Origin of the sequence: Pseudomonas sp. Irchel 3H7, from assembly GCF_900187605.1 — a bacterium.
GTDB lineage: Bacteria > Pseudomonadota > Gammaproteobacteria > Pseudomonadales > Pseudomonadaceae > Aquipseudomonas.
Genome location: NZ_FYEA01000020.1, coordinates 41396 through 52818, shown reverse-complemented (window position 1 = coordinate 52818; position 11423 = coordinate 41396). Strand labels below are relative to the sequence as shown.

The 11423-nt window shown below is 59.5% G+C and carries 9 protein-coding genes; 7 read left to right on the top strand and 2 right to left on the bottom strand.

All coding sequences use genetic code 11. The features are described 5' to 3' along the window. Positions 1–341: 341 nt before the first annotated feature. Both CKW38_RS27940 and CKW38_RS27935 read right to left on the bottom strand, forming a co-directional pair. A complete protein-coding gene (locus CKW38_RS27940; RefSeq protein ID WP_038360740.1) occupies positions 342–1835 on the bottom strand; it encodes a CoA-acylating methylmalonate-semialdehyde dehydrogenase in 1494 nt (497 codons plus the stop codon). Between the two features lie 77 nt (positions 1836–1912). Further along, complete coding sequence (locus tag CKW38_RS27935) at positions 1913–3262, bottom strand: aspartate aminotransferase family protein (protein WP_007914732.1); 1350 nt, start codon at positions 3260–3262, stop codon at positions 1913–1915. A gap of 138 nt (positions 3263–3400) precedes the next feature. Here CKW38_RS27935 and CKW38_RS27930 point away from each other — a divergent pair, with 138 nt between their 5' ends. The 7 genes from CKW38_RS27930 (at position 3401) to CKW38_RS27900 (ending at position 11396) form a co-directional block, all read left to right on the top strand. Then, positions 3401–4321 (top strand): LysR family transcriptional regulator, encoded by a 921-nt coding sequence (locus CKW38_RS27930; RefSeq protein ID WP_007914725.1) that lies wholly within the window; start codon positions 3401–3403, stop codon positions 4319–4321. Positions 4322–4442: 121 nt separating this feature from the next. After that, on the top strand, positions 4443–5831 hold the full coding sequence (locus tag CKW38_RS27925; protein ID WP_095114412.1) for a uracil-xanthine permease family protein: 1389 nt from the start codon (positions 4443–4445) through the stop codon (positions 5829–5831). 88 nt (positions 5832–5919) lie between these two features. Next, positions 5920–6570, top strand: coding sequence for a TetR/AcrR family transcriptional regulator (locus tag CKW38_RS27920; RefSeq protein ID WP_038360732.1), 651 nt, complete (start codon positions 5920–5922; stop codon positions 6568–6570). A 7-nt stretch (positions 6571–6577) separates the two neighbouring features. Continuing rightward, complete coding sequence (locus CKW38_RS27915) at positions 6578–7159, top strand: YigZ family protein (protein WP_038360728.1); 582 nt, start codon at positions 6578–6580, stop codon at positions 7157–7159. A gap of 643 nt (positions 7160–7802) precedes the next feature. Then, a complete protein-coding gene (locus CKW38_RS27910; RefSeq protein WP_095114411.1) occupies positions 7803–9350 on the top strand; it encodes an ABC transporter ATP-binding protein in 1548 nt (515 codons plus the stop codon). Positions 9351–9363: 13 nt separating this feature from the next. Continuing rightward, positions 9364–10470, top strand: a complete 1107-nt coding sequence (locus CKW38_RS27905) for an ABC transporter permease (protein ID WP_095114410.1) — start codon at positions 9364–9366, stop codon at positions 10468–10470. Then, positions 10470–11396 carry an ABC transporter permease gene (locus tag CKW38_RS27900; protein WP_095114409.1) on the top strand — a complete coding sequence of 309 codons (927 nt, stop codon included), beginning with the start codon at positions 10470–10472 and terminating at the stop codon, positions 11394–11396. Before CKW38_RS27905 ends, CKW38_RS27900 begins: the two co-directional genes overlap by 1 nt. Positions 11397–11423 lie beyond the last annotated feature (27 nt).

Genomic DNA, 11423 nt, shown 5'->3' with positions numbered 1-11423 from the left:
TTTTCAGAAGTTTTCGAAGAATTCTTCAACAACTTCAACCACTTGCGCTTCCGATCTCTCGTCAGCGGGAGGCGAATTCTACAGCGTTACACGCTGCTGTCAACACCTCTTTTTCAACTTCCTTTCGACTTCGATGAACTGAAGCAACCTGCTGCCGAAACCTACATAACTCATTGAATCTCAAGGAGTTTTCCGTTTCGACTGCGCCGGAAGTGGGGCGAATTATAGACATCTGAAATCTGCCGTCAACACCTATTTTCATAATTCTGTCACATCAGTCAAAAATCCCCGAAAAGGCGAAGGCCGACCCCAAGGGGTCGGCCTTCGCTGCACTGCCCTACTTACAAGCTAGGAAAGGCGAACTGCGAAGCCTCATGGCTCGCCCGTTGCGGCCAGCGCTGGGTGATCGCCTTGCGACGGGTGTAGAAGCGCACACCATCCGGACCATAGGCATGCAGGTCGCCGAACAGCGAACGCTTCCAGCCGCCAAAGCTGTGATAAGCCACCGGCACCGGCAGCGGTACGTTAACGCCAACCATGCCGACCTCGATCTCGTCGCAGAACAGGCGCGCCGCTTCACCGTCACGGGTGAAGATGCAGGTGCCGTTTCCGTATTCGTGATCGTTGATCAGTTGCATTGCCTCTTCCAGACTGTTCACACGAACGATGCACAGTACCGGGCCGAAGATCTCTTCTTTATAGATGCGCATCTCTGGGGTGACGTTGTCGAACAGGCAGCCACCGAGGAAGAAGCCTTCTTCATGACCGGCCACGCTGAAACCACGACCGTCGACCACCAGAGTCGCGCCCGCTGCCACGCCGTCATCTACGTAACCGCTGACTTTGTCGCGCGCCTGACCGGTCACCAGTGGGCCCATGTCCAGACCGCAAGAAGTGCCGGCACCGATTTTCAGCGCTTGGATCTGTGGAACCAGTTTCGCCACCAGAGCATCCGCCACCTGGTCACCCACACACACAGCGACCGAAATCGCCATGCAGCGCTCGCCGCAGGAACCGTAGGCCGCGCCCATCAGTGCGCTGACCGCGTTGTCCAGATCGGCATCCGGCATCAACACTGCGTGGTTCTTCGCGCCGCCCAGTGCCTGAACGCGTTTGCCGCGCTTGGTGCCTTCGGCATAGATGTATTCAGCGATCGGCGTCGAACCGACAAAGCTCAGCGCTTTGACTTCCGGCGCTTCGATCAGCGCGTCTACTGCAGTCTTGTCACCGTGAACCACGCTCATCACGCCTTTCGGCAAACCGGCTTCCAGCAGCAACTGTGCGATCAGCAGTGTCGAGCTTGGATCGCGCTCGGACGGCTTGAGGATAAAGCAGTTGCCGCAGACGATCGCCAACGGGTACATCCACAGCGGCACCATGGCCGGGAAGTTGAACGGGGTGATCCCGGCAACGATGCCCAGCGGCTGGAAGTCCGACCATGCGTCGATGTTCGGGCCGACGTTGCGGCTGTACTCGCCCTTGAGGATTTCTGGAGCTGCGCAAGCGAACTCGACGTTCTCGATACCACGCTTCAGTTCACCGGCGGCGTCTTCCAGGGTCTTGCCGTGTTCTTCACTGATCAATTGCGAGATGCGCGCTTCGTTCTGCTCCAGCAGTTGCTTGAAGCGGAACATTACCTGCGCACGTTTGGCCGGTGGCGTGTTGCGCCAGGCCGGGAACGCTGCCTTGGCGGCATCGATGGCTTTCTGGATGGTTGCCTGGCTGGCCAGTGGCAGCTTGTGGATAGCCTGACCGGTAGACGGGTTGAACACATCAACTGCGCGACCGTTCTCGGTCACCAGTTCGCCATTGATCAAATGCGGGATAACGCTCATCGAAAAACTCCTGAATTCTTGTCCGCAGACGCCCACGAGGGGCGCCGGCTGTTTGTACTTATATATAGAGGGAAAAATCAGTCGAGCTTGTTCAGCACTTCGCCGACCGCATCGAACAGACGATCGAGGTCTTGCGGCTTGCTATTGAAGGTTGGGCCGAACTGCAGGGTGTCGCCGCCGAAGCGCACGTAGAACCCGGCTTTCCACAGGGCCATGCCCGCTTCGAACGGACGCACGATGGCGTCGCCGTCACGACCGGCAATCTGGATCGCGCCGGCCAGACCGAAGTTACGGATGTCGATAACGTTCTTCGAACCTTTCAGGCCATGCAGCGCGTTTTCGAAATGCGGTGCTACTTCAGCGACGCTCTGCACCAGATTTTCCTTTTGCAGCAGATCGAGCGCTGCCAGGCCAGCGGCGCAAGCCACCGGGTGCGCCGAGTAGGTGTAGCCGTGCGGGAATTCCACCGCGTACTCAGGGGTCGGCTGATTCATGAAGGTCTGGTAGATCTCGGAGCTGGCAATCACCGCGCCCATCGGGATCGCGCCGTTGGTGACTTGCTTGGCGATGCACATCAGGTCCGGGGTCACGCCAAAGGTGTCAGCGCCGAACATGTTGCCGGTACGGCCGAAACCGGTGATCACTTCGTCGAACACCAACAGAATGCTGTGCTGGTCGCAGATCTCGCGCAGACGTTTCAGGTAACCCTGCGGTGGCACCAGCACGCCGGCGGAACCGGCCATAGGCTCTACGAATACGGCGGCGATGTTCGAAGCGTCGTGCAGTTCGATCAGCTTCAGCAGTTCATCGGCCAAGGCGATACCGCCCTGCTCCGGCATGCCACGGGAGAAGGCGTTGCTGGCCAGCAGCGTGTGCGGCAGATGATCGACGTCCATCATCGCCTGACCGAACAGCTTGCGGTTACCGTTGACGCCGCCGAGGCTGGTGCCGGCGATGTTCACGCCGTGGTAGCCACGGGCACGGCCAATCATTTTGGTTTTGGTCGACTGCCCCTTCAGGCGCCAGTAGGCACGGACCATTTTCACCGCGGTGTCAGCGCACTCGGAACCGGAGTCGGTGAAGAACACATGGTTCAGATTGCCCGGGGTCAGCTCGGTGATTTTCTCAGCCAGCTGGAACGACAATGGGTGGCCGTACTGGAAGCCCGGCGAGTAATCGAGGGTGCCCAACTGCTTGGAGACCGCTTCCTGAATTTCCTTGCGGGTGTGGCCGGCGCCGCAGGTCCACAGACCGGACAGCGAGTCGTATACCCGGCGGCCCTTGTCGTCGATCAACCAGCTGCCTTCGGCGCCAACGATCAAACGCGGATCGCGCTGGAAATTGCGGTTGGCGGTGTACGGCATCCAGTGCGCGTCCAGCTTCAGTTGGCTGGCCAGTGGCGACGGCGCGTTTTCAGGCATGTTCATCGGGCAAAACCTCGCAGGGCATAAGCGTCAGGGAGATAAAAAGCGTTGTTGCAGCTAAATTGCCACGCGGATAAAGTCGGTGAAATCCAACTCTTCTAACCTTCAGTTAGAGCTTTGCTAAACAATGAGAACAATAAGATGAGCAGCCGCCGCCCCGATCCGCTGGCCCAAGTCAGTGACTTTGATATCCGCTTGCTGCGGATTTTTCGCAGCGTGGTGGAATGCGGCGGGTTCTCGGCAGCGGAGACGGTGCTCGGCATCGGTCGCTCGGCGATCAGTCAGCAGATGAGCGATCTGGAGCAGCGCCTCGGCTTACGTCTGTGCCAGCGTGGGCGCGCCGGGTTTTCGCTGACCGAAGAAGGTCGCGAGGTGTATCAGTCGGCGCTGCAACTGTTAAGTGCGCTGGAAAGCTTCCGCACTGAGGTCAACGGCCTGCACCAGCATTTGCGTGGCGAGTTGATCATCGGCCTGACCGACAACCTGGTCACCCTGCCCCACATGCGCATCACCCACGCCCTCGCGCAATTGAAGGAGCGCGGGCCGGATGTGCAGATCCAGATCCGCATGATTGCGCCGAATGAGGTCGAACAAGGCGTGCTCGATGGGCGCCTGCATGTCGGCGTGGTGCCGCAGGCCAGTGCGTTGTCGGGCCTGGAATATCAGCCGCTGTACAGCGAACGTTCGCTGCTTTACTGCGCGGTGGGTCATCCGTTGTTTTATGTCGATGACAAACAGCTCGATGACGAACGCCTTAACAGTCAGGACGCGATCGCGCCGACCTTTCGTTTGCCGGCGGAGATTCAGGCGCATTACCAGGCGCTTAATTGCACGGCCAGCGCTTCCGACCGCGAAGGCATGGCATTCCTGATTTTGACCGGACGCTACATCGGTTACCTGCCGGATCACTACGCCAGCCTCTGGGTGCAGCAAGGTCGTTTGCGTGCGCTGAAATCGCAAACACGTTTCTACGACCTGAGCCTCGCATCGGTCACGCGCAAGGGGCGGCGCCCTCATTTGGTGCTGGAAAGCTTTTTGGAGAGTCTGGCGGCAACGCGTTGAAAATCCTCCGAGGCCCACCAGCGTTGGGCCTTAGCAACAAATTCGACAAATAACCTGAGCAAGTGGACAGCTTTTTGCAAAGCAGGATCAACCTCGATCCTTCAACAAGAAGCCTTAAGCCATGCAGCCAGATTCCGCACCGTCCAGCGACCTGATCTACGGCCTCGACGACCGCCCCAAACCGCTTGCCGCGACACTCGCGGCGCTGCAACACGTGCTCGCCAGTTTCGTCGGCATCATCACCCCGCCATTGGTGATCGGCTCGGCCCTCGGGCTGACCGCGCATTTGCCGTACCTGATCAGCATGGCCTTGATGGTTTCGGGCGTCGGCACCTTTATTCAGGCGCGGCGGCCGTTCGGCATCGGGGCGGGAATGATCTGTCTGCAAGGCACCAGTTTTGCTTTTCTTGGTGCGGTGCTGTCGGCGGGGTTTCTGGTCAAGCAACGTGGCGGCAGCCCGGAAGACATTCTGGCGATGATCTTCGGTGTGTGCTTTTTCGGCGCAATCGTGCAGATCGTCCTCAGCCGCTTCATCGGCCAGTTGCGCAGAGTCGTCACACCGCTGGTGACCGGGATCGTCATCACCCTGATCGGTATCAGCCTGATCAAGGTCGGCATCACCGATCTGGGTGGCGGCTTCAATGCGCCGGATTTCGGTGCGCCGGGCAATCTGGCGCTGGGCGTGTTTGTGTTGCTGACGATCATTCTGCTCAACCGCTCGAACACGCCATGGGTGCGCTTGTCGGCAATCATCATCGGTTTGCTGCTCGGCAGTCTGGCCGCGTGGTTCAGTGGGAAACTGGTGCCGCAGCCTTTACCTGACTTGCCACTGGTGAGTTTTCCTACACCGTTCAAGTTTGGCTTCAGCTTCGACTGGACGGCTTTCCTGCCGGTCGCGCTGATTTATCTGATCAGCACCATCGAAACCGTCGGTGACCTCACCGCCAACTGCATGCTCGCCCGTCAGCCAATCAGCGGCCCTTCCTATATAAGCCGCCTGCGCGGGGGCGTACTCGGTGACGGCGTGAGCTGCATGATCGCCGCGACCTTCAGCGCCTTTCCCAATACCACGTTTGCGCAGAACAACGGCGTGATTCAGTTGACCGGCGTCGCCAGCCGCTACGTCGGCCTGTACATCGGCGCGATCCTGTTTTGTCTCGGCCTGTTCCCGATGATCGGCGCCGTGCTGCAGCAGATCCCGAAACCGGTGCTCGGCGGCGCTACCTTGGTGATGTTCGGCGCGGTGGCTGCAGCCGGCGTGCGCATCCTCGCGCAGTCGCCGCTGGATCGACGCAGCATGTTGATCATCGCCACGTCGTTCGGCGTCGGCCTGGGCATTGCCGCGCAACCGAACCTGCTGCACCTGCTGCCGAAACTGGTGCAAAACCTGTTTGATTCGGCGATCACCAGCGGCGGCCTGACCGCGATAATCCTTTGCCTGCTGCTGCCGGAGTCGAAAATCGAGGCTGCTGAAGCGCACCCGCCGCTGAACAAGATCGAACAGGCGTAACGGTTTTCTCGCTCAAACACTTGTCGGATGCCTGTGGGTGCGCTATCAACGCAACTGGTTGCACCCACAGACAAACCCGGAAGTGCCTATGACCTTTGAAGTCCCAGCCCATGGCGGCAAACCCGCCAGCCGCATTCGTCAGAAAAACGAAGAGACCATCCTCAAAGCCGCCGAAGACGAGTTCGCCCGTCACGGTTACAAAGGCACCAGCATGAACACCATCGCCCAGAATGCCGGGTTGCCCAAGGCCAACCTGCATTACTACTTCACCAACAAACTCGGTTTGTACGTGGCGGTGCTGAGCAACATCATCGAGCTGTGGGACAGCACCTTCAACACCCTTACCGCCGAGGACGATCCGGCCGAAGCGCTGACTCGCTATATTCGCGCCAAGATGGAATTCTCCCGTCGTCAGCCACAGGCCTCGCGAATCTTTGCGATGGAAGTGATCAGCGGCGGCGAATGCCTGAGCGAATATTTCAATCAGGACTACCGCGCCTGGTTCACCGGCCGCGCGGCGGTATTTCAAGCGTGGATCGATGCCGGCAAAATGGACCCGGTCGATCCGGTGCATTTGATCTTCCTGTTGTGGGGCAGCACCCAGCATTACGCTGACTTCGCCACGCAGATCTGCCGCGTCAGCGGTCGCAGCAAGTTGACCAAGCAGGACATGGAAGACGCCGGCAACAACCTGATCCGCATCATTCTCAAAGGCTGCGGCCTCACTCCTCCTCTATAAGACGTTTATGCCTTTCACCCTCAGCGGTTTTTGCGAGTACCGCGAAGAGATTCGCAAAAGCCGCTTTATCACCTTTGCCACGCCGATCGGCAGCCCTGCCGAGGCGCAGGCGTTCTTCGAGCAACACAGCGATTTCAACGCCTCGCACAATTGCTGGGCGTGGAAACTCGGCGATCAATACCGCAGCAATGACGACGGCGAACCGGGCGGCACGGCCGGGCGACCGATTCTGGCGGCGATCGAAGCGCAGGATTGCGATCAGGTCGCGGTGTTGGTGATCCGTTGGTACGGCGGTATTCAACTCGGCACTGGGGGGTTGGCCCGCGCGTATGGCGGTGGCGCGAACAAGTGCCTGCAAACGGCGGCCAAGGTCGAGTTGATCAGTCGGGTGCCGTTGAGTTGTGCCTGTGGGTTTGCCGAGTTGGCGTTGGTGAAGTTGCGGGTTGCGGACTTGGGTGGATTGGTAGTGGAGGAAAACTTCACGGCGAACGGGGTCGAGTTGAAGTTAGCGGTGGGTGAGGCGCAAATCGATGTCTTGCAAACCCAGCTAGCGGATTTGAGCCGTGGGCGGATTTTGTTGCAGCGGTGAAGCAGGATCAAGAGATCGCAGCGTTCCGCAGCTCCTACAGGGATCCGGGTTTGTCATGAATTTCGTTGGTGATACCGGTATCAGCGTTTTCGTGTAGGAGCTGCCGAAGGCTGCGATCTTTTAGGGCATGACCCTTTTCCGTTATTCCCCGGACTTGCCCACATCTGCTGTGCACCCGACTGTGGATAACCTGAGTACATTCCGCTGTAACCCTTCTGTCACGTGGCTTTGCGCGGTTTGTTCACTTTTCGTTCAATTCACTCGACGAAACGAAAATTTCAAACAGAAACAGTCAGTTAGCGTGGTTTATCACCATTAGAAGAAAGCACCGCAGTGCTTATGCCCAGGTTCGCAGCTTGCGCACAATAACTGTGGAGCAACCTGTGGATAACCCGTTCATGGCTGGCGCAGTCGCAGGTCCTGCCTAGTCCACAGGGGTTTGCTCGTTTTTTGATCAGTTGCCGACGGGCAAAACTGGAGCCCGATCAACGGCTTTGCTCTGAATTGGTGCCGTGAGCCCAGCCAATTTTGCAGGCAATGCTCTGCTTCAGGCACTCGCACACGCGGCCCGCTCGCGTTCCTGACTCAATGGCCAGGAAATTGCTTTATCCACAGGCACAACTCCAAGCAAGTCGAGCCTGCCATGCCAATCGCCCCTCTTACTTCGCGCCTGCAATTGCGCCATATCAGCAAACGCTACCCCGGTTGTCTGGCCAATGACGCCATCGACCTGAGCATCGCGCCGGGGGAAATCCATGCCCTGCTCGGTGAAAACGGCGCGGGCAAAAGTACCTTGATGAAAATTATCTACGGCGTCACCCAGGCCGATGCCGGCGAGATGCTCTGGCAAGGTCAGCCGGTGAATATCCGCAACCCGGCACAGGCGCGGCAGTTGGGCATCGGCATGGTGTTCCAGCATTTCTCGCTGTTCGAAACCCTCAGCGTGGCACAGAACATTGCCCTGGCAATGGGCGCTGCGGCCGGCACACCGAAACAACTGGAGCCGAAAATTCGCGAAGTGTCGCGTCGCTACGGTATGGCGCTGGAACCGGAAAGACTTGTCCACAGCCTGTCGATCGGCGAGCGGCAACGAGTGGAGATTATTCGCTGCCTGATGCAGGACATTCGTCTGCTGATCCTCGATGAGCCGACTTCGGTACTCACACCGCAGGAGGCCGACGAGTTGTTCATCACCCTGCGCCGCCTCGCTGCCGAAGGCTGCAGCATTCTGTTTATCAGCCACAAGCTTGGTGAAGTGCGCGCGTTGTGTCATAGCGCAACGGTTCTGCGCGGCGGGCGTGTCGCCGGACATTGCGTGCCTGCCGAATGTTCGGATCAGCAGTTGGCGCAGATGATGGTGGGCGAAGCGGCGGCGTTGATTGGCGATTATCCGAAGGTCAGCGGCGGCGCGGCGTTTTTGCGGGTGAGCGGATTGAGTTGGCACAACCCGGATCCGTTTGGCTGCTCGCTGAAAGATATCGACCTGGAAGTGCGCAGCGGTGAAATCGTCGGCATCGCCGGGGTCGCCGGTAATGGTCAGGATGAGTTGCTCGCCCTGCTCAGTGGCGAGCAAACCCTGCCCCGCGCCGAAACTGCGACCATTCGATTTGCCGAGCAAAACGTCGCCGATTTACGCCCGGATTCACGGCGCAAACTGGGTTTGGCATTCGTGCCTGCCGAGCGTCTCGGCCACGGCGCAGTACCGGAATTGAGTCTGGCCGATAACGCTCTGCTTACCGCGTTCCAACAAGGCTTGGTCAGCCACGGTTTGATCGAACGCGGCAAAGTCGAAGCCCTCGCCCGACAGATCATTCAGCGCTTCGGCGTAAAAACCCCGGACACGCATACCGCTGCGCGCAGCCTGTCCGGCGGCAACCTGCAGAAATTCATCCTCGGCCGGGAAATCCTCCAGCAACCGAAACTGCTGATCGCTGCGCACCCGACCTGGGGCGTCGACGTCGGCGCCGCCGCGACCATCCACCGCGCATTGATCGCTTTGCGCGATGCCGGCGCGGCGATTCTGGTGATTTCCGAAGACCTCGACGAACTGTTCCAGATCAGCGACCGCCTCGGCGCGTTGTGCGGTGGACGTTTGTCGGCGTTGCACAACACCACCGATACCCAACTCAGCGACGTCGGCGGCTGGATGGCCGGTCAGTTCGACCACGCCCCTTCAGCCGCCACGGTTTAACGGAGTTTCAAACATGCTGCTTTCCCTCGAACCCCGTGGCCAGCAATCGCGCCTGATGCTGTGGTGCTCGCCATTACTGGCGGCGGCGCTGACGCTCGGCTGCGGCTCGCTGCTGTTTATCGCGCTCGGCCACGACCCGCTGCAAACCTTGCACACGCTGCTGATCGCACCGGTCAGCGATTTGTATGGCGTCTCCGAATTGCTGGTCAAAGCGCTGCCGATTCTGCTTTGCGCACTGGGGTTGGCCGTGGCGTACCAGGCGCGAATCTGGAACATCGGCGCCGAAGGCCAATTGCTCCTCGGCGCGCTCGCCGGCAGTGCCTTGGCGGTGAACATCATCGGCATGCAAAGTCGTTGGGCGCTGGTATTTATTCTGCTCACCGGCACCGTCGCTGGTGCGGCGTGGGCCGGGCTGACCGCGTGGTTGCGCACGCGCTTCAATGCCAACGAAATCCTCACCAGCATCATGCTCAATTACATCGCGCTGAACTTGCTGCTGTTCTGCGTGCACGGGCCGCTGAAGGATCCGGCCGGCTTCAACTTTCCCGAGTCGGCGATGTTCGGCGACGCCAGCCGTTTGCCGTTGTTGATGGAGGATAGCCGCGTGCATGCCGGGGTGTATTTCGCCTTGCTCGCACTGGTCGCGGTGTGGGTGTTGTTACAGAAAAGCTTTGTCGGTTTCCAGATCAAAGTGCTTGGGTTGGACAAGCGTGCCGCAGGGTTTGTCGGCTTTCGCGAGAAGCGGTTGATCTGGCTGGCGCTGTTGATCAGTGGCGGCTTGGCCGGGCTTGCGGGTGTCTGCGAAGTCACCGGGCCGATTGGCCAGTTGGTGCCGCAGGTGTCCCCGGGTTACGGCTATGCGGCAATCACCGTGGCTTTTCTTGGGCGCCTGAATCCGATCGGGATTCTGTTTTCCAGCCTGTTGATGGCACTGCTGTACATCGGTGGCGAGAGTGCGCAGATGAGCCTGAATCTGCCGCAAGCGATCACCCAGTTATTCCAGGGAATGATGCTGTTTTTCCTGCTCGCCAGTGACGTGCTGATCCTCTATCGGCCACGCCTGAATCTGCGCTGGGTGAAGCGCACTTCGACCACCGCCGTAACTGCCGGAGCGCTGTGATGGATATCGATCTGTTGAGCAATATTTTCTACGCCATGGTGCGTTGCGGCACACCGCTGTTGCTGGTGGCGCTGGGGGAACTGATCTGCGAGAAGAGCGGCGTGCTCAATCTTGGGCAGGAAGGAATGATGCTGTTTGGTGCGGTGATCGGTTTTATCGTCGCGCTGAACAGCGGCAACCTGTGGCTCGGTGTGTTGCTGGCGATGTTGGCCGGGATGCTGTTGTCGTCGCTGTTTGCCTTGGTGGCGCTGGTGTTCAACGCCAATCAGGTGGCGACCGGGTTGGCCCTGACGATTTTTGGTGTCGGGCTGTCGACCTTTGTCGGCGCGGCTTGGGTGGGTAAACCGTTGGCCGGTTTTGAGCCGCTGGCGATTCCTTATCTGAGTGAGATTCCGCTGATCGGGCGGATGCTGTTTGCTCAGGACTTGCTGGTGTATCTGTCGTTCGCGCTGTTTGCGCTGGTGGCGTGGGTGATCGTCAAAAGTCGTGTCGGGTTGATCATTCAAGCGGTCGGCGAAAATCCGGATGCGGCCAGTGCGATGGGGCTGCCGGTGTTGACCGTGCGCACGTTGGCGGTGCTGTTTGGCGGAGCGATGGCTGGGTTGGCCGGGGCTTATTTGTCGCTGGCGTATACGCCGATGTGGGCGGAGAACATGACCGCCGGGCGTGGCTGGATCGCGTTGGCGCTGGTGGTGTTTGCCAGTTGGCGGGTGTGGCGGTTGTTGCTCGGGGCGTATCTGTTTGGCCTCGCCAGCATCCTGCATTTGGTGGCGCAGGGATTGGGGCTGGCGATTCCGTCGAGTTTGCTGGCGATGCTGCCGTATGTGGCGACGATTGTGGTGTTGGTGCTGTTGTCACGCGATGCACTGCGTACGCGGTTGTATGCGCCGGTTTCGCTTGGGCAGCCTTGGCAGTCAGGGCATTGATGTAGTGATTTCAATGGCCCTATCGCG

Bases quoted from the DNA above. Each gene is read 5' to 3' on its own strand.
- CKW38_RS27940 (WP_038360740.1), bottom strand. From the start codon at position 1,835: ATGAGCGTTATCCCGCATTTGATCAATGGCGAACTGGTGACCGAGAAC.
- CKW38_RS27935 (WP_007914732.1), bottom strand. From the start codon at position 3,262: ATGAACATGCCTGAAAACGCGCCGTCGCCACTGGCCAGCCAACTGAAG.
- CKW38_RS27930 (WP_007914725.1), top strand. From the start codon at position 3,401: ATGAGCAGCCGCCGCCCCGATCCGCTGGCCCAAGTCAGTGACTTTGAT.
- CKW38_RS27925 (WP_095114412.1), top strand. From the start codon at position 4,443: ATGCAGCCAGATTCCGCACCGTCCAGCGACCTGATCTACGGCCTCGAC.
- CKW38_RS27920 (WP_038360732.1), top strand. From the start codon at position 5,920: ATGACCTTTGAAGTCCCAGCCCATGGCGGCAAACCCGCCAGCCGCATT.
- CKW38_RS27915 (WP_038360728.1), top strand. From the start codon at position 6,578: ATGCCTTTCACCCTCAGCGGTTTTTGCGAGTACCGCGAAGAGATTCGC.
- CKW38_RS27910 (WP_095114411.1), top strand. From the start codon at position 7,803: ATGCCAATCGCCCCTCTTACTTCGCGCCTGCAATTGCGCCATATCAGC.
- CKW38_RS27905 (WP_095114410.1), top strand. From the start codon at position 9,364: ATGCTGCTTTCCCTCGAACCCCGTGGCCAGCAATCGCGCCTGATGCTG.
- CKW38_RS27900 (WP_095114409.1), top strand. From the start codon at position 10,470: ATGGATATCGATCTGTTGAGCAATATTTTCTACGCCATGGTGCGTTGC.